The sequence below is a fragment of the Desulfobacula phenolica genome (genome assembly GCF_900105645.1).
In the GTDB taxonomy this organism is placed as follows: Bacteria; Desulfobacterota; Desulfobacteria; order Desulfobacterales; family Desulfobacteraceae; genus Desulfobacula; species Desulfobacula toluolica.
On record NZ_FNLL01000007.1, the window covers coordinates 95,675 to 117,734 of the forward strand.

The 22,060-nt window shown below is 41.5% G+C and carries 14 protein-coding genes; 11 read left to right on the top strand and 3 right to left on the bottom strand.

All coding sequences use genetic code 11. The features are described from left to right. Positions 1 to 20: 20 nt before the first annotated feature. The 11 genes from BLT94_RS12870 (at position 21) to BLT94_RS12925 (ending at position 19,513) form a co-directional block, all read left to right on the top strand. Positions 21 to 2,327, top strand: a complete 2,307-nt coding sequence (locus tag BLT94_RS12870; RefSeq protein WP_092234779.1) for a methyl-accepting chemotaxis protein — start codon at positions 21 to 23, stop codon at positions 2,325 to 2,327. Between the two features lie 99 nt (positions 2,328 to 2,426). Then, positions 2,427 to 4,763, top strand: a complete 2,337-nt coding sequence (locus BLT94_RS12875) for an ATP-binding protein (protein ID WP_175530352.1) — start codon at positions 2,427 to 2,429, stop codon at positions 4,761 to 4,763. After that, positions 4,753 to 5,583 (top strand): CheR family methyltransferase, encoded by an 831-nt coding sequence (locus tag BLT94_RS12880; RefSeq protein WP_092234786.1) that lies wholly within the window; start codon positions 4,753 to 4,755, stop codon positions 5,581 to 5,583. The genes BLT94_RS12875 and BLT94_RS12880 overlap by 11 nt, the downstream gene beginning before the upstream one ends. Before the next feature lie 39 nt (positions 5,584 to 5,622). Next, positions 5,623 to 8,793: a response regulator gene (locus BLT94_RS12885; protein WP_092234789.1), complete on the top strand. Its 3,171-nt coding sequence runs from the start codon at positions 5,623 to 5,625 to the stop codon at positions 8,791 to 8,793. Then, on the top strand, positions 8,790 to 10,469 hold the full coding sequence (locus BLT94_RS12890) for a response regulator (protein ID WP_092234792.1): 1,680 nt from the start codon (positions 8,790 to 8,792) through the stop codon (positions 10,467 to 10,469). Before BLT94_RS12885 ends, BLT94_RS12890 begins: the two co-directional genes overlap by 4 nt. Positions 10,470 to 10,494: 25 nt before the next feature. After that, positions 10,495 to 13,119: an MASE3 domain-containing protein gene (locus BLT94_RS12895; RefSeq protein WP_175530353.1), complete on the top strand. Its 2,625-nt coding sequence runs from the start codon at positions 10,495 to 10,497 to the stop codon at positions 13,117 to 13,119. Positions 13,120 to 13,388: 269 nt separating this feature from the next. Further along, on the top strand, positions 13,389 to 16,481 hold the full coding sequence (fdnG, locus tag BLT94_RS12900) for a formate dehydrogenase-N subunit alpha (protein WP_014958296.1): 3,093 nt from the start codon (positions 13,389 to 13,391) through the stop codon (positions 16,479 to 16,481). 16 nt (positions 16,482 to 16,497) lie between these two features. After that, positions 16,498 to 17,211, top strand: a complete 714-nt coding sequence (locus tag BLT94_RS12905; protein WP_014958297.1) for a 4Fe-4S dicluster domain-containing protein — start codon at positions 16,498 to 16,500, stop codon at positions 17,209 to 17,211. A gap of 238 nt (positions 17,212 to 17,449) precedes the next feature. After that, complete coding sequence (locus tag BLT94_RS12915; protein ID WP_092234800.1) at positions 17,450 to 18,325, top strand: formate dehydrogenase accessory protein FdhE; 876 nt, start codon at positions 17,450 to 17,452, stop codon at positions 18,323 to 18,325. A gap of 100 nt (positions 18,326 to 18,425) precedes the next feature. Further along, a complete protein-coding gene (locus BLT94_RS12920; RefSeq protein ID WP_092235127.1) occupies positions 18,426 to 18,917 on the top strand; it encodes a peroxiredoxin family protein in 492 nt (163 codons plus the stop codon). After that, on the top strand, positions 18,914 to 19,513 hold the full coding sequence (locus tag BLT94_RS12925; protein WP_014958300.1) for a peroxiredoxin: 600 nt from the start codon (positions 18,914 to 18,916) through the stop codon (positions 19,511 to 19,513). The genes BLT94_RS12920 and BLT94_RS12925 overlap by 4 nt, the downstream gene beginning before the upstream one ends. Here the strand turns inward: BLT94_RS12925 and BLT94_RS12930 are convergent. From BLT94_RS12930 to BLT94_RS12940, 3 genes are read right to left on the bottom strand one after another with little or no spacing between them, the layout of a single operon-like run. After that, on the bottom strand, positions 19,503 to 19,856 hold the full coding sequence (locus tag BLT94_RS12930) for a hypothetical protein (RefSeq protein ID WP_092234803.1): 354 nt from the start codon (positions 19,854 to 19,856) through the stop codon (positions 19,503 to 19,505). The two genes, BLT94_RS12925 and BLT94_RS12930, sit on opposite strands and share 11 nt — an antisense overlap. Before the next feature lie 3 nt (positions 19,857 to 19,859). Then, complete coding sequence (locus BLT94_RS12935) at positions 19,860 to 20,339, bottom strand: MauE/DoxX family redox-associated membrane protein (protein WP_092235131.1); 480 nt, start codon at positions 20,337 to 20,339, stop codon at positions 19,860 to 19,862. A 16-nt stretch (positions 20,340 to 20,355) separates the two neighbouring features. Next, on the bottom strand, positions 20,356 to 22,053 hold the full coding sequence (locus BLT94_RS12940) for a rhodanese-like domain-containing protein (protein WP_092234806.1): 1,698 nt from the start codon (positions 22,051 to 22,053) through the stop codon (positions 20,356 to 20,358). Positions 22,054 to 22,060: the final 7 nt, after the last annotated feature.

Sequence of the window (22,060 nt, forward strand, 5' to 3'; positions counted from 1 at the left end):
TTGAAAAAGGAAAAATAAAGATGAAAAAATTTGGCATTGGGATAAAAATTGCTTTGGGATTTGGTCTGCTAATCGCAATTTCATGCATACTTGGAATGATGGCCATTTGGAATATGCATAATGTACAGAATCAAAGCACTATACTGGCCCATGAGTATGTCCCTGAAGTTGATGTCGCGGTAAAAATAAGAGAAGCTGCCAATCAAGTAATGTTCGCAATGAGAGGGTATGGATTTACAGAGGATGAAAAATTTTATAAAAATGCCCAAAAAGCGACGATATCCTTAGAAAATGCTTTAGCAAAAGGCCGCGACCTTGAGGCACAGTCTCCTAATTTAAAAAAGCTAAAAGGTCAGCTTGAAGCTGCCACTCAAGCGTTTGATGAATATAAAAAACTCATTTCTCAAACAGTTGATTTTAATTCTGAATTGGCAAAAAACAGAGACACTCTTAATTCATCTGCTGAAAAATACATGAAAAACTGTGCGCAATTTCTGGACGGACAGAATACGGCATTCAAAAAAAACCTGACCGAACGTCAAAATAAAATCACAATTGTCACGGATGTTGTCGAGTTGGGAGCCCTTGCCAGGATTAACAATTTCAAGGCCCAGGTGTCAAAAGATATGCAACTCATGAAAAAAGCTGCAAATCAGATCCTTGAAACAAACAAAAAATTAGAAACCATAAAACCAATCACCCGGAAACCTGAAAATATCAAACAAATAAATACCATTCAAACCCATGCAAAAAACTATGCTGAAGCCATGGAAGGATATATCAAAACAAATGAGACAAGATATCGCCGGGACATGGATGCGGCTGCCGGTCAATATACCGAAAATTGTGAAGCATTCCTGAAAAGCCAGCACAATGCACTGACAAGAGAAATGCTGGAACGCCAAACAAAAATCAATTTAGCCAATGATATTATTGATCTTGGTAATATTACACGGGTAGGAGTTTTTAAATCCCAGGCATTGCGCAGTCCCAGTGTAATGGAAGATGCATTAAAAAATTTTCAAAAAATTGATGAAAAATTTAACAGTCTTCAAAAGATCACCCGAGATGAAGTTGATCTGAAACGGATTAAAGAGGTAAGTACCGCCGGGAACAATTATCAAACTGCAATGAAGGATTTTCTTAACAACTGGCTTGAATTGCAGCAATTGGCAAACAAAAGAACGGTTGCCGGACTATCGGTTATTGAAGCCTGCAAGACAACTACTGATGCAGGACTGCAGGCAACGGACAAAGTTGCAAAAGACACGGTCTCTTCTCTTGATAATGCGTCGACAATGATGATCGTTGGCTTTATTGCGGCTCTTATGGTCGGTATAGTATCTGCTTTTTTTATCATCCGAGGCATTACACGCCCTGTTAACAATATCACCAAAGGCATGAATGAAGGATCTAACCAGGTTGCTTCTGCCGCAATTCAGGTGTCTTCTGCCAGCCAATCACTTGCAGAAGGCGCTTCTCAACAGGCCGCAGCCATAGAAGAAACCTCTTCATCCATGGAAGAGATGGCTTCCATGACAAAGAAAAATGCTGAAAATGCATCCCAGGCCGATAATCTCATGAAAGAGGCCGGTCAGTTTGTAAAACGCTCCAATAACTCCATGGCGAAACTGATACACTCCATGGAAGATATCTCAAGTGCCAGCGAAGAAACGTCCAAAATCATCAAAACCATCGATGAAATCGCTTTTCAGACAAACCTGCTGGCCTTGAATGCAGCTGTTGAGGCTGCCAGGGCCGGAGAAGCAGGGGCCGGGTTTGCCGTTGTGGCCGATGAAGTCAGAAATCTTGCCATGAGGGCTGCGGATGCAGCCAAGAATACGGCTGAACTCATCGAAGGAACGGTAAAAAAAGTAAATGACGGCTCCGAACTGGTGTCCACGACAAATGAAGCCTTCAGCCAGGTAGCTAAAGCTGCAGCCAAGGTAGGGGATCTTGTCACGGAAATATCAGAAGCATCCAAGGAGCAGTCCAATGGGATTGAACAGGTGAACAATGCCATTGCGGAAATGGATAAAGTCGTTCAGCAGAATGCCTCAACTGCCGAGGAATCCGCATCAGCAGCTGAAGAGATGAGCGCCCAGGCAGAACAACTCAGGGATTATGTTGGTGACCTTGTTATGCTGGTAACCGGTGATAAAGACCAGACTATTGCGTTGCCGGACAAAAAACGGGTAAAAGCCATTTCTTATACATCGAATACAATCAATGCAAAAAAAAGCAAACGCATTGGTCATAATCCAAAAGAAATAAGGCCTGAACAGGTTATAACATTTGATGAAGAGAATGCGTTTGAAAATTTTTAATTCTGTACAGCAAACAAAAAGGCAGGTATTGCCTGCCCTTTTAACTTTTAAATTTATGGTATTATAAATTATCGGGTTGTGACCATGAAAGGAAAGGATATGCACATCAAGCAACGTACTGATGAATTAACTGAAACGTTATCTATTCCATCATTTGAGGAGCTTTTTGATATCTCAAAGATACAGGATGCATTTACCAGACCTAAAGGATTATCAAATTGTATTCAATCCGATGCCGTGCTTGGAAAATCACACAAAAAAAAACCTTCAATCCGGCACTGCTTGAATACCGGACTATGGAATCCAGATACAGGTATCAATATCGATGAAAACCATATTGCCAAATGGCTGACTGATCAAATCAAGAATGATCACACACACAAAACAAAAATAATGGCATGTGTGAAACGAGTTGGGGCTGATCAGGAAGAATTTAAAAAGGCACTTGAAAAAGTCACCATAATGCCGTTGGAGCAGTTTGAACAAGTTAGCGAGTCCTTGTTTTTAATTACAGATCAATTATCAGAATTGGCCTGTCAAAAATCAGAACTAAAAAAAATTGTCTTAAAGCAAAAGCAAGCTGAAGATCAATTAAAGGTGTATAAAAACCATCTTGAAGAACGGACTGCTGAATTAGAAAAGGCCAATCAACTCCTGAAAAAAGAAATTGCTCATGCAAAAAAGATAGAAAAAGAACTGAAACAAAAAAATGAATATCTGTCCGTACTTCATGATACATCTCTTGGAATGTTCAGCCGGCTGGATTTATCGAAACTCTTAAACTCTATTATTAAAAGAGCATCCGATTTAACTCAAATACCGGATGGGTTCATACAAATTTATCACCCCTTGGAAAATATTCTGGAGATCAAGTCTGGCTGCGGCAAGTATGCAGGATTAATCGGCAAAACCTTAAAGACTGGTGAAGGTCTTTCCGGAAAAGTGTTGGAAACCGGGGAATCCATACTATTAAACGATTATCAAAACTGGATAGGAAAAACGTCTGATCCTCAGTTTGATTTTGCCACATCAATTATCGGAGTCCCCTTAACATCAGGATCAAATATCGAAGGAACCATTGGGCTAAGTCATCATGTAAACGGCAAAAAAATAGGGTCTGAAACCATCTTAATTCTGGAGCATTTTGCCGAACTTGCCTCCATTGCAATTGATAACGCAAATTTGTTTAAAAACATAAAAAAAGAGCTTGAACAAAAAACAATTCTTGAAAGCGAACGTCAGGAGATGGAATCAATGCTGAGGCAATCTCAAAAGATGGAGGCCATTGGTACGCTGGCAGGCGGCATTGCCCATGATTTTAATAATATCTTATTTCCAGTCATTGGGTTTGCCCAGATGATTGATCAAGACCTGCCATACGGCAACCCCATAAAAAGTCAAATCAAAGGAATTTTAAACGGGGCCTGCCGTGCAAAAGAACTTGTTCAGCAAATTTTAACATTCAGCAGGCAGACAGACAAAGAATATCAACCCCTCAGAGTACAGTTAATCATAAAAGAACTTTTAAAGTTATCAAGGTCAACCCTGCCTGCCAGCATAAAAATTTCCAATGATATTCCAAATGATGTGGGTATGATCATGGCAGATCCGACCCAGATTCATCAAATTGTAATGAACTTGATCACCAACGCTTTGCATGCAATGGAGGAAAACGGCGGAGAGCTGACGGTTAAACTCAGAGAAGTTGATTTTGAAAAAAATACGGTTCCTTCACCGGATCTTGCACCTGGTTCATACATTTGCCTTGAAGTAACCGACACGGGTATCGGGATGGATGAAATCACAGTAAAAAGAATTTTTGAACCTTATTTTACAACCAAGGAAAAAGGCAAGGGAACAGGTTTAGGGCTTGCCGTGATTCACGGCATTGTAAAAGATTATCACGGGAAAATTATTGTTCAAAGCTCCCCTGATAACGGCACCTCTTTTTTTGTTTACCTCCCCTGCCTTCACAACCCAAGAAATCAAATTGTTCACAATATTCAACCAAGCCATAAACTCAATGGCAATGAACGTCTTCTTGTCGTTGATGATGAAATCCCTATCACTATCATGCTTAAAAAGATACTGAGCTATTTTGGTTACCAGGTCAGTTCTTACAGCAACAGCATTGAGGCCCTTGAGGCATTTCGCAATTCTCCTGAAAAATATGACATGGTAATAACGGATATGACCATGCCGAATCTCACAGGAGAAAAACTTATCATGGAATTAAAAAAAATACAGCCCGCCATTCCCGTAATATTATGTACCGGATTCAGCAAAAAAATAGCAGACGGCAGAACGATTAATGTTAAACCGAATAAAATCCTTATGAAACCTGTATTAAAAGACGACCTGCTAACAAGCATCAGGGAAATTTTCGACAGCAGTACAGGTACGGCAATGGAGAAAATTCAATACCATGCGTCATGAATTTGAATCTATTCTTTGTTATTTAAATAAGACACACGGATTTGATTTTTCTGCAAACCGCTATTCCTCACTTGAACGGAAAATAAACAACAGAACTGCATTTTTAAAAATCATGGATGCTCAAAGCTACATCAGGTATGTTGAAGCGCATCCTGAAGAATTAATTACCCTGATAGACCTTTTAACCATAAACGTCAGCCGGTTTTTCCGTAATACCCTGACCTTTGAACTGATTGCAAAAAAGATGCTGCCGGCCATGATTGCAGAAAAAATAAAAACCAATGACCCCTGTCTCAGGGTCTGGTCTGCTGGCTGTGCCGAGGGCGAAGAACCTTATTCCATAGCAATTCTGATAAATGAAATCATGGAAAAAGAAAAAAATGAATTTGATATCAATATTTTTGCAACTGATATTAATAAAAAAATATTACAAAAAGCCCGGGAAGGCATCTATCATTTTGATCAGATTAAAGATATTAAGCATGGACTATTATGCAAATATTTTACCATTAAGGATGACACCTATATCTTGAGTCCAAAAATAAAAAAAATGGTCGATTTTTCTTTTTATAATGTTATTGATCCCAAGACATATGTCCCACCGGAAAGTGTGTTTGGAAACTTTGACCTGGTTCTGTGCAGGAACCTGCTGATCTATTTTAAGGCAAAACGTCAGTCTATTATTTTTGACAAGCTGATTCGATCCCTCTCGCAAAAAGGCTGCCTTGTATTGGGCAAGGCGGAAAAACTGCCTGTCAAATTTAAAAAATATTTTTCCAAAGAGAATAATTATGGTCATATTCATCTAAAATATTCCTAAACAAAAGATATTTCAGAATGCATTAAAGGAGCCTCAATAATGAATCTACTGAACAATCTCACCATTAAAGCCAGGATGCTCCTGGCCTCTGCCGTGATGGTCGTTCTGTTTATTGTGTCGGGTATGGTATCAATACACCAAATAAGGGTATTGGGCCAACTGACATCAACATTATACAATCACCCCCTTAAAGTCTCAAATGCGGCACTCAAGGCCAAGGCAGGAATCATAAGCATGCACAGAAGCATGAAAGATCTGTCAACCGCTCCAACCCCACTGGAAATATCCCGGGCAAGTCACATCGTACAAACAGAAGAAAAAAAAGTGTTTCAGGAACTTTTTACCATTAAATCACTTATACTGGGACAGGAAGGAAAAAAACTGGTTGAAGAAACCATAGAATTATTTGCAGGATGGAAACCCATCAGATTAGAAGTAGGAGAAATGGTTTTTGCCGGAGATACGAATGGTGCCAACAGGATAACCCGTGGAAAAGGAGCCGATTATGTTGCCCGTCTTGAAAGAAAAATGTCAAACCTTACATTCTGTGCCTTTAACAATGCCGAAGCGTTCATGAAAGAGTCCCAAAAAATTGAAAATACCATATTAAAAAAAGCGGTTTTTTTTATTTTTATTCTGATTCTAATCGTTTTGACCATTAGCTTTTTTATCGTTACAAGTATTGTATCAAGCCTGTCAGACTTAAAAGATACGATGATAAAAATCACGGAAACAGGAAAACTTATAAAAGCTGCGATCAAAGGAAACAATGAAATCACGGAAATGTCCAAACACTTTAACGGGCTTGTTGAAAGGCTCAAAGGCCAATTTTGGCATAGCGAAGGCCGCAACAGCCTGAACCGTGAGCTGTCAGGAGAGCTGACCTATAACCGGATATTGATCCAAAGCATAGAATATACTGCCCGATATGTGGATGCCTGCGCCGGGGCGCTTTATATTTTCGATAAAAAAAAGGCGGTGTGCGAACTCAAATCTTCTTATGCACTTGTTGAAACCAAACAATTTTCCAAAAAATTTAAGTTTGGGGAAGGCATTGTCGGCCAGGTGGCATTGGAAAAAAAACCTATTCTGCTGAAAAACATTACCCGGCAGGATGCCCTGGGACAATCCGGAACATTGTGCGAAACGCCTTCAAGCATATTTGTCCTACCCCTTTTTTATGAAGAAACTCTGCACGGGGTTCTTGAAATCGCATCCTTTGAAGAAATAAGCCGGATAAAAAAAGAATTTTTAATGTCAGCTTCTAAAATCATTTCCGTGGTTTTGCATACTGCCTCCCAGAAAGAGCAGATAAAAAGTCTTTTGGAAATATCCCAGGATGCCAATGAAAAATTACAGGTACAGGCTGAAGAATTGCAGGCACAAACCGAAGAATTGCAGGCCATGAATGAAGAATCCCGGCAACAGTCAGAAGAACTCAGAGAGCAAAACCTTGAATTAGAAGCGCAGCAGCAGCAGTTGGAGGAAGCCAGTCGCCTGAAAAGTGAATTTTTATCCAATATGAGCCATGAACTCAGGACGCCTTTAAATTCGGTCAATGCATTATCCCGTGTATTAATTTTGCAGGCAAAGGAAAAGCTTTCCAGGGAAGAAGTCAATTTTCTTGAAATTATTGAACGCAACGGAAAACATTTATTATCTCTTATTAATGATATCCTTGACCTTTCCAAAATTGAGGCAGGGAAAATGGACATCAGCTTGAACCATTTTTCCATAAAAAACCTTATTGAAAATATCATAGAAGGAGTAGAACCCCTTGCAAGGGAAAAAAAATTAAAATTACTAAAAAAGCTGCCTGAAAATCTTCCTGAAATGGAAAGTGATGAGTCAAGAATCTTTCAAATATTGCAAAATATCGTGGCAAATGGGATAAAATTTACTGCGCAAGGCAGCGTGATGATATCTGCCGAAAAGAATAATGATAATATCTGTATAAAAGTAAAAGATACGGGAATCGGCATGTCAGATGCAGATATCATACATATTTTTGATGAGTTCCGTCAGGTTGATGGCGCTTCAACCCGAAAATTTGAAGGTACTGGACTGGGGCTTGCCATTGCCAACAAAGCCGCCAAAATGTTAGGCGGCAGTATCAGTGTAAAGAGTGCAAAAGGTCGGGGCTCAACCTTTACCATAAACCTTCCAGTCAAGTATGCGGAAGCAAAAAATATCATGGACTCCATAGAACCATCTGCTGCCACACCAATTGTAAAAACAGGTATCAAAGCAGACAAAGCCTTTAAAATACAAGGCCAAGGCAGCTTTACACATAAAAATCAAAGACCAAACATACACATGGTCAATGACATAAAAGCTCAACCTAAAGATGTAAACCACCATAAAATTCTTTTAGTGGAGGACAATGATGCCGCAATCATTCAGGTTAAAAAAGCATTAGAAACCATTGGACTGACTGTAAATGTAACCCGAGGCGGGCAACAGGCGCTTGAATATATGGCGAATACGATTCCCGACGGGATTATCCTGGATTTGATGATGCCGAACATTGACGGTTTCAAGGTTCTTGAGAGCATCAGGGGAACCCAAAAGACAAAAAACATACCTGTTTTAATTTTAACGGCAAAAGATTTGACAAAACAGGATTTAAAACGGCTCAGTTCCAATAATATTCAGCAACTTGTACAAAAAGGGGACGTTGACAGGGAAGACCTTCTGCATAAAGTAAACCTTATGTTTGAAGATAGTTGTGCGCCCTTAATTGCAAAAGAGGAACTTACCCCTGAAAATTTTACAACTGACGATTTTACAGATGATGTATTCTGTTCTTTAGAAAAGACACAGAATGTGCCTGTAATTCTTGTGGTGGAAGATAATCTTGATAATATGACAACCATCAAGGCTATCATTCGTGGAGAAAAGACCATAATAGAAGAGGCTTTTGACGGCGAACAGGGATTAAACAAAGCAATGCAATTAATTCCTGATTTAATTTTATTGGATATTTCATTACCAAACATAAATGGGTTAACAGTGGTTAAGAAATTAAAAAACAATGCAAAGACAAAACATATTCCGGTTATTGCCCTGACAGCCCAGGCCATGAAAGGAGATAAGGAAGACATAATCCGGGCGGGTTGCGATGATTACCTTGCAAAACCCATTGATCCGGAACAACTTCTGAAAAAAATCAAAAAACGGCTTTCAAAAACAAATAAGGAGATCGCATGAGCAAGGTATTAGCTATAGATGATAACCCGGATAATTTAATATCTGTGAAAGCATTACTGAGATTATTTATTTCCGACTGTGAAATTATCACTGCAACATCCGGTAGAGAAGGAATACGAAAAGCGATATCAGACCAGCCGGATACCATCCTTCTGGATATTCACATGCCTGAAATGGATGGATTTGAGGTGTGCCGCAAATTAAAGATTTTACCTAAAACCGCCAACATACCCGTTGTGATGCTGACCGCTGTCAAAACCAACACTGAGAACAGGATCAAAGCCCTGGAACTGGGTGCTGATGCTTTTTTGACCAAGCCGATCAATGAAGCGGAACTGGCAGCCCAGGTAAAAGCCATGCTTCGAATTAAAAAAGCTGAAGACATTTTGCGCAAAGAAAAAAAACAGCTTGAAGAGATCGTTCAGCAACGAGTGAATGAACTTGTCATTACAAATGAACAACTGCGAATAGAAATTTTGGAAAGAAAAAAAGCTGCGCTTGAAAAAGAAAAATTTGAGAAACAACTTCAACAAGCCCAGAAAATGGAGGCAGTTGGTGCATTGGCAGGTGGAATTGCCCATGATTTCAACAATATCTTGTTCCCATTAATCGGATTTGCAGAACTCTTAAAAGAAGATATTCCCCCCTCAAGCAATCTTAACGAATCAGTGGATGAAATACTGCACGCTGCCTCCCGGGCAAAGGATCTGATAAAACAGATTCTGTCGTTCAGCCGTCAAATGGACCAGGTAACAACGCAGACAAAAATTCAAACTATTTTAAAAGAAGCCACAAAGCTTTCAAAATCCATCATCCCTTCTACAATAACAATTACACAGGACATTGACAACAATTGCAAACCTGTTTTAGCGGACCCTACACAAGTACACCAATTAATCATGAATCTTGTAACCAACGCTTTTCATGCCATGCAGGATTCCGGAGGCATTTTGTCTGTAATCCTGAAAGAAAGGCCGTTCACTGCCTCCCCCCTTTCAGGCAGAAATATTTCTCCAAAACGGTTTGTCTGCTTAACCATTAAAGATACCGGTGTGGGTATGGATAAAAGTATTTTAAACAAAATTTTTGACCCCTACTTTACGACCAAAGGATTAAACAAGGGTACAGGGCTTGGATTATCTGTTGTCCACGGTATTGTGAAAAAATTAAAAGGAGAGATTATCGTCAATAGCATACCAGGTAAAGGAACTGTATTTGACATTTATTTGCCGGTTTATCAAAAAGAAAGCACTGATACTTTAGAATTCCCTAAACAGGCATTGCCAAAAGGAGAAGAAAGAATCTTACTTGTTGATGATGAGGCACCTGTTATCAAAATTGAAACCCAAATGCTGGAACGGTTGGGATATCATGTCATCTCAAAAAAAAATTCTTATGAAGCTCTCTCATTATTTTCATCACAACCTGATAATTTTGATGTAATCATAACTGATATGACCATGCCGGGATTAACAGGCAAGCAATTGTCCCAAAAAATACTTGATATAAACCCAAACATTCCCATTATCATGTGTACCGGATTTAGTGATAAAATAGACCAAAATTCTGCAGAAAAAATGGGTATCAAAGCTTTATTAAAAAAACCGATCCTATTATCTGATTTGGCCTATACAGTCAAAAACATTCTAAAAAAGACCAAAACCTGTGCGGCATAATAAAACCAAATTTTTAATGGGGATTTTGCTTTTCATTGGCCTTTATATTGTCAGTGCAAAAAATTATCTGTTGTTCCATACTCTGGCCGAGCTTTTTTCAATCGCCGTCATCCTTGGAATGTTCACGCTTATCTGGTATTCACGGTTTACCATTAAAAATACGGCCTTGGTATCTTTAGGAATCGCTTATCTGTTTGTTGGAAGTATTGATCTTTTCCACACACTTTCCTATCAAGGGATGGGAATCATCGATAAAAGCTGGGGAGCCAACCCTGCAACCCAGCTTTGGGTTGCAGGAAGACTTATGGAAAGCATCAGTTTGCTCTTGTTTTTACTTTTCTTTAAAAAGAAAATAAACATACCACTGATTGCAGGAATTTACTTTCTGATCACAATCGTCATACTGACCGCTGTTTTTTCGTTGAAAATTTTTCCGGATTGCTACATTGAAGGTATCGGACTTACTCCATTTAAAAAGACAACTGAATACATTATCTGCATCATCCTCATCTGCACATCAGGCTTGCTTTATAAAAAGAAAAAAAATTTTGCTCCTGATATATATGTGCTTTTTACCGGATCATTGATTTTAACCGTTTGTGCTGAATTGTCATTTACATTTTATATCAGTGTGTATGACTTTTTCAATCTGATGGGCCATTATTTTAAAATCATTTCATTTTTTCTGATTTATCTTGTTTTTGTGAGATCAGGATTAATGTCTGCAGACCAGGCATTGATAGAAAGTGAAAATCATTACAGAAAACTTTTTGAAGGATCAAATGACGGGATTATTCTGTTTGATTTTAACGGCAACATAATGCGGGGCAATTCAAAGATACAGGAGGTTCTGGGATACTCTGAAAAAGAATTTTGTCATATGCAGATCAAAAACATTCATCCTTCATCTGAATGGGACATATCCGACAAACAGATGAAAAATGTAATTGATCAAGGCAAAACAAAATTTGAGTCCAAATATCTAAAAAAGGATGGGACCATTATTGATATTGAGGTCAGCGGAAGCGTTATTGATCGAAAAAAGAACCTGATCTTAGGTATTTTCAGGGATATCACGGATCGCAAAACAGCGCAAAAAAAACTATGGGAATCAAATGAACTTTTTAAAAAAGTATTTAACAGTCAAATTGATGCCATATTTGTATTTACTGCGGGAATGCTTAGGATTGCTGTTGATTGTAACAAAGCTGCAACTGAACTTTTCGGGTATACGAAAAAAGAAATTATCAACAAACCCGCCGGCAAATTTCATGTAAACGAATCTTATTTTAAAAATTTTGAACATCAATTATATTCCGAGACAAACAAAACAGGCGTTTTTCAACTCCATGACTATTGTATGAAGAAAAAAGACGGAACGATCTTTCCCACAGAACATACGGTTCTGGAAATAAAAAACGATTCAGGCAAAAGAACCGGATGGATAAGTATTGTCAAAGACCTTACCGAACAAAAAAAGATGCTGGAAGAAAAAGCCATTTTGGAGACAAAACTTCAACACGCTCAAAAAATGGAGGCAATTGGTACTTTGGCAGGAGGTATTGCCCATGATTTTAATAATATCCTTTTCCCTTTGATCGGTTTTGCGGAAATATTAAAAGAAGATATTCCCAAAGAAAGCCCTTTACAGGAATTAACCGACGAAATCATGACAGCATCGCTTCGGGCCAGGGATCTTGTAAAACAGATCCTGACCTTCAGCCATCAAATGAATCAGGAGATTACCCCCTTAAAAGTGCAATTAATTTTAAAGGAGGTGATAAAACTGACAAGTAACATATTCCCTTCAACCATAAATATTGAGATGGATATTGACGATACCTGCAAAAAAATTCTGGCAGATCCGACCCAGATCCATCAACTCACCATGAATCTGATTACAAACGCTTATCATGCCATGCAGTCATGCGGCGGCACCTTATTTATATCATTGAAGCCGGTAAAATTTAAATACGACACAATCCCGACTGCTGATTTTTTACCGGGTGATTATATCTGTTTGAGTATTGAAGATACCGGTTCAGGGATAAAAGAAGAAATTATGGATAAAATTTTTGACCCCTATTTTACAACCAAAGGTGTCGACAAAGGAACTGGACTTGGATTATCCGTTGTTCATGGAATCATAAAACAGTATAAAGGCGAAATTATGGTTGACAGTATACCGGAAAAAGGAACCTGTTTTAAAATTTATCTGCCTGTAATTGAAGAAACAGAAGAAACAATTGTTAAACCAATACCCAGAGATTTACCCAAAGGGACGGAACGTGTTCTTTTGATTGATGATGAACCCCCTGTTTTAAAAATAGAAAAAACAATGCTTCAGCGGCTGGGATACCATGTCGTGACGGAAAGCAACTCAGCAAAAGCCATAGACTTATTTAAAACCCAATCTGACACCTTTGATCTGGTTATTACAGACATGACCATGCCGGGAATCACAGGCGATATGCTGTCTAAAGAAATAATAAAAATAAAACCGGCGATCCCGATTATTATCTGCACCGGGTTCAGCGAAATCATCACTGCACAAAAAGCCCGTGAAATCGGAATAAAAGAATTCTTAAAAAAACCGGTTGTCCTGTCTGATCTGGCCCTTTCCGTGAGAAATGCTTTAGAACAAAAATAAAAAGCTAAAAAAACTCAAGACAATTCATCTAAAAAGATATCAAGTGCCAACGCATATCGCGACGAAAAAAATTTTACCAGGATATGCCGGAATTGTAACCTTTTTGTAACCCCCCTGTGCTATTAAAATAGTACTGCCTCGGGCAGATATGATATTTCAACTGCCAAGAGCAGACGTGGTATTTCATCTTTTAAAATCGGGTATTTTTCAAAAACTGATGCAATAACGGAAAGATTCTTAATTCTACAATTTTCAAGGAGGCTTTTTCGATGAAACTCAACAGACGAGACTTTATCAAAATTTCAGGAGCCACTGCTGCCGGAGTTGCCGTCAGCGGTCTGGGATTTGATCTTTCACAGGTCAAATCCCATGCCGGCCTGCTGAAAACCCAGTATGCCAAGGAAAGCACAACCATCTGCTGCTATTGTGCAGTGGGATGCGGTGCCATTGTCCACACCAGCAAACGGGGGGACGGCAGGGTTATCAATATTGAAGGTGACCCTGACCATGTCATCAACCGGGGGGCTTTGTGTTCCAAAGGCTCATCTTTGAAACAACTCACGGAAAATGAAAACCGCCTGACCGAGCCCATGTACCGGGCACCCTACTCAAACAAATGGCAGACCGTTTCCTGGGACTGGGCCCTGAACACCATTGCCAACAGGGTCAAACAAACCAGGGATATGACTTTTGAAAAAACCAATGCAAAAGGTCAGACCGTCAACAGGACAACCCGTATCGCTTCTTTAGGATCGGCAGCCATGGATAATGAGGAATGCTGGATCTATCAGGCCTTGATGCGATCATTGGGCCTTGTCTATATCGAACACCAGGCCAGGATCTGACATAGCGCAACTGTAGCGGCTCTGGCAGAGTCGTTCGGACGCGGTGCAATGACAAACCACTGGATTGATATCAAAAACAGTGACTGTATTCTCATCATGGGCAGCAATGCTGCTGAAAACCACCCTGTCGCTTTTAAATATGTCACCCAGGCCATGGAAAACGGAGCAAAACTGATCAATGTTGACCCGAGATTCACACGGACATCTTCAAAGGCGGATATCTATACCGCCTTAAGATCCGGGACAGATATTGCCTTTCTGGGCGGCATGATCAAATACATTTTAGACAACGACCTTTACAACAAAGAATATACGGCAGCCTACACCAATGCCCCCTTTATTGTGGGAAAATCCTACGGATTTAAAGACGGGCTGTTTTCAGGGTATACAAAGAATGAACAAGGCCCTGCCCTGGGAAGTTACGACAAATCCAAATGGGCTTTTGAAATGGACAACAACAAGGTTCCTAAAATGGACCGAACTCTGAGTCACAAGCGATGTGTGTTCCAGCTTTTGAAAACCCACTACAGCCGGTATGACATTGATACGGTCTCCAAAGTTACCGGAACCTCAAAAGAAGATCTTTTAACTGTCTACAAAACCTATGCACAAACAGGAAAAACCGGGACAGCCGGAACCATCATGTATGCCATGGGATGGACCCAGCATACTGTCGGGACCCAGAACATCCGTACCATGGCCATAATCCAGCTGCTGCTGGGCAACATGGGTGTTGCAGGCGGAGGTGTAAACGCCTTAAGGGGAGAATCCAATGTTCAGGGATCTACGGATCACTGCCTGCTGTGGCATATCTGGCCGGGGTATCTTAAAACCCCGCAGGCTTCCAATGACAGCCTTGAGGCCTACAATGACAAATGGACGCCCAAAAGCAATGATCCCTTGTCCGCAAACTGGTGGAGCAATTATCCCAAGTATTCGGTGAGCCTTCTCAAATCATTCTTTGGAGAAGCCGCCACAAAATCCAACCAGTTTGGTTACAACTGGCTGCCCAAAGTTGATGACGGTGCTGTATACTCCTGGTTTGATCTGTTTGATGCCATGTATAAAGAAGAGATCAAAGGTTTTTTTGCCTGGGGCCAGAACCCTGCATGTTCAGGCTCAAATGCCTCAAAAATCAGGAAAGCCATGGAAAATCTGGACTGGATGGTCAATGTCAATCTGTTTGATAACGAGACAGGTTCTTTCTGGAACGGCCCGGGTACAACTCCTTCTAAAATCAAAACAGAAGTATTCATGCTTCCGGCAGCGGTTTCCGTTGAAAAAGAAGGAAGCATCACCAATTCCGGCCGCTGGATGCAATGGCGGTATCAAGGCCCCAAGCCTCTTGGTGACAGCCGTCCTGACGGAGATATCATTGTTGAACTGGGTCATCGCATCAAAAATGCATACAAAAAATCAGGCGGTGTATTTGAAGAACCCATCGTGAATTTAAAATGGGATTATGACACCAACGGCGTTTATGATCCCCATAAAGCAGCCAAACAAATCAACGGGTATTTTATAAAAGACACGACCATTAAAGGCAAAAAATTCAAAAAAGGCACCCTGGTCCCCAGCTTTGCCTTTCTACAGGCAGACGGATCAACATCTTCAGGCAACTGGCTGTATTGCAACTCATATACGGAAAAAGGAAATATGTCCGCCAGAAAAAGCCAAAAGGACGCACCCAACAATATCGGACTTTATCCCGAATTTGCATGGTGCTGGCCGGTGAACAGGAGAATCATCTACAACAGGGCCTCGGTTGATCCCAAGGGACGTCCCTGGGACGAAAAAAACTGGGTCATTAAATTTGCCGGCGATGAAAAAGGCGGCAAATATGTTTCCCAAAAATGGATTGGAGATGTGCCTGACGGCGGCTGGTATCCCCTTGAAAACCCGGACGGCTCCAAACGCTCTGATTCCAAACTGCCTTTTATCATGCAAAAACATGGTCATGGACAGATCTTTGGCCCTGGAAGGGCTGACGGTCCTTTTCCCGAACATTACGAACCCCTTGAATGCCCGGTGGAAAAAAATTATTTCAGTTCCAGAATGGTCAGCCCCACGGCAGCGGTTTACAGCACAAAGGCGGATACTCATGCCACCTGTGACCCAAGATTTCCGTTCGTTGGCACCACCTACCGGGTTTCAGAACATTGGCAGACAGGGCTCATGACCCGGCCCCAGGAGTGGCTCATGGAACTGCAGCCAAATATGTTTGTGGAAATGAGTGAAGAACTGGCCAAGCTTCGGGGAATTAAAAACGGGGAGAGGGTAAAGGTCTCAAGTGCCAGGGCAAGCGTTGAGTGTACAGCCATGGTGACCAAGAGATTCAGACCCTTTAAAATCGGATATTCGACTGTACACCAGGTGGGAATTCCCTGGCATTATGGCTGGCGATGGCCGTCCACAGGGACGGAAGAAAGCGCTAACCTTCTGACGCCTCCGGCCGGGGATCCAAACACCAGGATTCCGGAAACCAAGGCCTTTATGGTCAATGTGACAAAACTTTAAAGGAGGTGATGACGATATGTCTAAATCAATTTTTATAGATACAAGCATCTGTTCTGCCTGCAGGGCATGCCAGGTCGCCTGCAAGCAATGGCATGATCTTCCTGCTGAAAAAACAGTCAACAGGGGAACCTTTCAAAACCCGGAAGATCTCTCTTTTTCTACTTACAAACTTGTCAGAATGAATGAAGAGATGATTAACGGGCGCCTTGAATGGCTGTTTTTTCCGGATCAGTGCCGGCATTGTGTGGATGCCCCCTGTCTTGAAACCGCATTTGATGAGACAGCCATCTATCGAGACCCTGCAACCGGAGCAATTTTATATACAAAAAACAGCATAAAGCTTGATGCCGAGGAAATCATTGGATCATGCCCCTATAATATTCCCAGAAAAGCCGGGGACGGCACCCTTGCAAAATGCGACATGTGCAATGACCGGGTTCATAACGGCCTGAAACCAGCCTGTGTAACTGCCTGCCCCACAGGGGCCATGATGTTTGGGGAAAGAGAAGAAATTCTTGAATTTGCCCAAAAAAGACTGGGTAAAGTAAAACAAAAATTCCCAAAAGCCATGCTTTTGAATCCAGATGAGGTGAATGTGATCTATCTGGTTGCGTTTGCTCCGAATCTTTACTCTGACTATGCCGTGGCAAGTGCAAACCGAGGCGGTTTAAGCCGCAGTGTCGCCCTTCGAAAAATGATGGGGCCTTTTGCCCGAATGATGAGGGTTTGAATTGATGATGCTTGTTTAAACCGCTGATAAAAATCTAACCGGCTGAAATTTTTATTATGCCCGGGAGAACCTTAAAAAAGATTTCCCGGGCCTTTTCCCAACTACCACGGGCAGACCCGGCCATTTTTTATAATAATCTGGTCACCCTGGTTTGCCCACAATACCCTAAAGGGCTGAAACCAAAACATGAAAGTGCTGTTTGGATTTTTCAAGACTGTCATATAAAAAGGAAACGGACATGATAACCATAGAACAGTTGAAACACTCTTCCGACCTGATCAAAAAAACAAGGCCTGCTTACCAGCCGATTCTTGACTTTTACAGCCAGGTTTTTATCGCCCAGGAGCAAAGCCGTCAGGATATTGTGTTACCCCCTGTCGTGATTGATCAGGATCTGCTGAAAATAAAACAAACAAATAAAATGCCGTTAATTGATCAGTCAGAATTTTTAATTGATTCAAAAGCAGCCGGACAATTGTTTGATAACATCTGCGACCTTGCTGTTGACTTTGCACCAAAACTGTCAGCCAATGCCAAATTCCTGAAAAAAATAGATCTGGCACACTCCTATCATCTGAACACACTTTTTTCTGTTATCCTGAATAACCAGAGTTCAACCCTGCATGATCTGTCAAGGCTTTGGAATATACCCGAACATGAACTTATATTTTTCGGGTATAGCGCTATTGCCCCAAGTATCTGGATTTGCGCAGAACAGCTTGAAGCCTATCTGATTGATATGCCGGACCCTCCGAAAGGGTACTGCCCCATCTGTGGCAATTATCCGGATATGGCCTTTCTGGACAAGACGGGCAAACGGCATTTAAAATGTTGCTTTTGCGACCATGAATGGGAAACAAAACGCATGGGGTGTGCTTTTTGTGAAAACAACGACAATAATATGCAGCATTATTTTTTCAATGATCAGGAAAAAGAGTATCGGGTAAACCTGTGTGACCATTGTCACAATTATATTAAGTTAGTTGATTTAAGACAAATGGACCGCACATTTTATCCAAAACTTGAGCAGGTCACCACACTTCACCTTGACATGAAAGCCAGGGAAAACGGATATACAAGTTACGGAGTACTATCCAATGATGGATCTAATTAAGCATTTTTTGTTAATAAAAACCGCCTTTAAATGTCAGTTGATTATATTTTTCCTGTTATCATGGGGGCTTATTTTTCCCGGGCAGGGAGGCTGTAGGGCTATGGACAAAACACTTGATTTCACCCTACCCTCCCCGACAAATGAGACTCACAGGATCTATCTTGGACTGTTGAATGACAATCGGTTTTCCCTGGGACAAATCAAAGCGGAGATTGTCATCATTGAAATTTTTTCCATGTATTGTCCAATATGCCAGCGTGAAGCAGACAATGTGAATACCATGTTTAATCTGATTCAAAACAGCCCTGTGCTGAAACAAAAAGTCAAATTGCTGGGCATTGGCTCAGGCAATTCAACATTTGAAGTTGATTTTTTTAAAAACAGATATTCCATTGAATTTCCCCTTTTCAGTGATCCTGACTTTTCCATTCATAAAAAAATTGGCGAGGTCCGAACCCCCCATTTTTTTGGGGTAAAGATAGAAGCAAATGGAGAACATACCATTTTTTACTCTCAATCCGGTGAGGTATCTGATCCTGAAAAATTTCTCAAAACCCTTTTAACAGATTCAGGTTTAAAACAACAGCCATGAACAGTAAAAAAACATTCATTGTTGGTATCCTTATCTTGCTTATCGGGTATAGTACATCCGCCAACACAGGGTCTGTAGCCTATGGAAATAAAATCTACGACCCTGGAAAATTAAAACCCGTGGACAGCCGGTTAAAGGTAAAAATTGGAGACAAAGCTCCTGATTTTGTATTACCCTCCATCGCAGGAAAACCAGTGCGCTTGAGCAGCTTTCAGGGGAAAAAAAACCTGATGCTGACCTTTATTCCTGCGGCCTGGACCCCGGTCTGCTCAGATCAATGGCCCGGATACAATATTGCACAGGATTTGTTTGAACAATATGATACACACCTGCTGGGGATCAGTGCAGATAATCTGCCCACCCTTTTTGCCTGGACCCGGGAAATGGGAGGACTCTGGTTTGAAGTATTGTCGGACTTCTGGCCCCACGGTGATGTCAGCAGTGCCTATGGAGTGTTAAGAACAGACGGGATGTCGGAACGGGCTATTTTCCTGATTGACAAAAAAGGAATCATCCGGTTTATTTATGTGGATGATATTAATCGCCGCCCTGATCTGGGAATGATTGTAAACCAACTAAAAAAACTCACTTTTTAAAGCGAATTTTCCCCATACCCGGCAAAACAAACTGGATGGCAGTGTCCTCAATGGTTCCTTCAATAACCCCGCCGGACCTGGTATGCAGGCGTATCTTGTTTCGGTGCAGGTCCCAGCGGAATGCGGCATTGTCAGTGTCAATGGACCAGAACCCCTTGCCGTCAGCCAGAAGTTCCAGGCTTGCCGTTACAGAACCGGCTGTGTTGGTGTTAACTGCGGTATATTTGCCCACCAGTTTTTCTCGCTGGCCACTGCACCCGCAAACAAAGGCGGTTATCACGAAAACCGATATTAACAAAACCTGTATTAACCTGATATATGAATTCATAACATTACCCGGCATAACTTAGATCTCCTTTGCAAACCAGTCAAATTTTCTTTCCATCCGAAATACAGCATCATAAAAAAAAACATGCACTGCCATGGCGACCCAGATAAGATCCCTTGCCAGGGTAAGCCAGCTTATGGCATCGTCCATGGTATGAAAGCAACCACAACTTATGGGGGAATCTCTGAGCAGGTTAACTGCTATGCCCACGGTAAACAAAACAAGAAGTGATCCTGTAACTACAATGGCGGAACGGACCCGAATACCGCACACCAGAAGAATACCGCAAATCAGTTCAATCCAAGGCATGACAATGGCCATAAAATTCACAGACCAGTATGGTGCAATACGATAACCTGCAATAGTTTCGGCAAATTCAGCAGTATAATTAATTTTGTACATACCGGCATAAATAAACAGACCTGCAATATAAAGCCGAAACACCAGTGCCAGCCAGGGATGCGTAACAATGGTCTTAGCAGATACACATATATTCATGGTTCCACTCTCCATCCTATTTTTTCTCCCACTCCTTGATCCCGCCAGGAAATACAACGACATTTTCATGTCCTCTTTCCAAAAGATTGAAAGCCGTTTCCTCGTCGTACCTGCGGCTGATATTGCGGCCATACACCACAATGGGACGGGTAACGTCAGTCTGACTGAACCGCATCATATAAATAAAATCAAACAAGGACGGAGGCAGGTTCTGTGCCCCGGCAATGTGACCCTGGTTGAAAAATTCAGCAGGCCGGGCATCAACAAAAAGGGCTTGACCATTTTCAAACAACTGCCGGGCCTGATCAATATCAACATGGACCGTTGGCGGACGAAGCCATACCTTAGGAATAACATTGATACGGCCAGGACTTGCAAAATTATACACCAGGCCCAGAACAATGCCGGCAATGAGAATCAAAACGATGTCCCTGCCGGAAACATTCCAGGATTGTGCCATTGCCTTTGCAATGGCAGCCTTGATATGCTCACCGGCTTTTTCAAGCCTGGCAATAGTACGACTGCTGTCAGAAAGTGCTTTGATGGTGTTTTTCAACTCAATATTCTTTTGTTCCTGTTCCAGATGAAGGCGTTGAATGGTTTCAAAAGACTTGCTGTTTTTGAGAAACACCAGAAAATTTTTTGCAAAAGCCAGAAGCAATTCGCGCTCTTTTTCACCGTACGGTACCTGTATGATCCGGTGGTCAAGGCCAATAACCCCCATGGCGGGTTCATCCACTTTAAAAATAAGCCCAAGGGCGGTTTCAGGCAAAAACGGCTTAAAGCAATCCATTTGTTGACGGGATAAAACAGCGGCCTGCATCGGTTCAAGCTGCAAGGCCCGGGTAGAGGCAAAGGCATGGCTCATACCCTCCTGAATCTTCTCCGGCGAAAAATCTGTTTTTCCCGGCAGATCAAGGTTGCGGCAGGTAGAATAAGATTTCCCCAAGGCCTTGTCAAAATAATAAATATATCCCCCGCCTGCACCGAAAATCCCCAGCAGCACCATCAGGAAAGAATCAATAATCCCTTTGCTTTGTTTGAGTCCGCTGAGTTCATTAAAAATATCATTAAACCCGGAAAGACGAAAAAGCGTTCGATCCAGATCTTTTTTGCCCTTTTCCACATCATGGGCCAGGTCAGCCGCCCGATCTGCTGCCTTATCCAGATCTGCTTTCAATTCCTGCATCCTGCGCCGGATAGCAAGGGATTGCAAGGCAATAATCATAGTGTCGGTCAGGGTCAAACAAAAATTGAGTTCATCATCCTTATAAGTATCACTGATAATTTTGGAACCCAGGCCGATACTCCCAAAAACATCTTTGCCCATGCGCCATCCGATCCAGATTTGAATACCGGTATCCTTCAATTGAACCGGATGGTTCTGATCAGCTTCCATGATACGAAGATCCGTCTGAAATGGATAGGAAGTGGTTTGCAGTCCGGGAAAGTATTGCCGGTGAAGGGCATAAAAATCATTTTCAAGAAAGGCCGTTGTTTCAGCATCAATGCCTCGGCTGACCATTTTAACGGTTTTGTCCTCAGAACCGGTAATACAGGAAAAGCCGCAGGTTACCCCCAGGGTGCCGATAGCAGTCAAAAGACCGGCTTCAATTATTTTTTCTTGGGAGTCTATCCGGCTGAACTCCAGGCGCGCATCACAGATGGATTGACGATAAAAATGCCGTCGGTAACCGGATGGCGACCAGCTCATGCTTCAG

What these genes read in the sequence shown, in the direction of transcription:
- BLT94_RS12870 (WP_092234779.1), top strand. Translation starts at nt 21, where the DNA reads ATGAAAAAATTTGGCATTGGGATAAAAATTGCTTTGGGATTTGGTCTG.
- BLT94_RS12875 (WP_175530352.1), top strand. Translation starts at nt 2,427, where the DNA reads ATGCACATCAAGCAACGTACTGATGAATTAACTGAAACGTTATCTATT.
- BLT94_RS12880 (WP_092234786.1), top strand. Translation starts at nt 4,753, where the DNA reads ATGCGTCATGAATTTGAATCTATTCTTTGTTATTTAAATAAGACACAC.
- BLT94_RS12885 (WP_092234789.1), top strand. Translation starts at nt 5,623, where the DNA reads ATGAATCTACTGAACAATCTCACCATTAAAGCCAGGATGCTCCTGGCC.
- BLT94_RS12890 (WP_092234792.1), top strand. Translation starts at nt 8,790, where the DNA reads ATGAGCAAGGTATTAGCTATAGATGATAACCCGGATAATTTAATATCT.
- BLT94_RS12905 (WP_014958297.1), top strand. Translation starts at nt 16,498, where the DNA reads ATGTCTAAATCAATTTTTATAGATACAAGCATCTGTTCTGCCTGCAGG.
- BLT94_RS12915 (WP_092234800.1), top strand. Translation starts at nt 17,450, where the DNA reads ATGATAACCATAGAACAGTTGAAACACTCTTCCGACCTGATCAAAAAA.
- BLT94_RS12920 (WP_092235127.1), top strand. Translation starts at nt 18,426, where the DNA reads ATGGACAAAACACTTGATTTCACCCTACCCTCCCCGACAAATGAGACT.
- BLT94_RS12925 (WP_014958300.1), top strand. Translation starts at nt 18,914, where the DNA reads ATGAACAGTAAAAAAACATTCATTGTTGGTATCCTTATCTTGCTTATC.
- BLT94_RS12930 (WP_092234803.1), bottom strand. Translation starts at nt 19,856, where the DNA reads ATGCCGGGTAATGTTATGAATTCATATATCAGGTTAATACAGGTTTTG.
- BLT94_RS12935 (WP_092235131.1), bottom strand. Translation starts at nt 20,339, where the DNA reads ATGAATATATGTGTATCTGCTAAGACCATTGTTACGCATCCCTGGCTG.
- BLT94_RS12940 (WP_092234806.1), bottom strand. Translation starts at nt 22,053, where the DNA reads ATGAGCTGGTCGCCATCCGGTTACCGACGGCATTTTTATCGTCAATCC.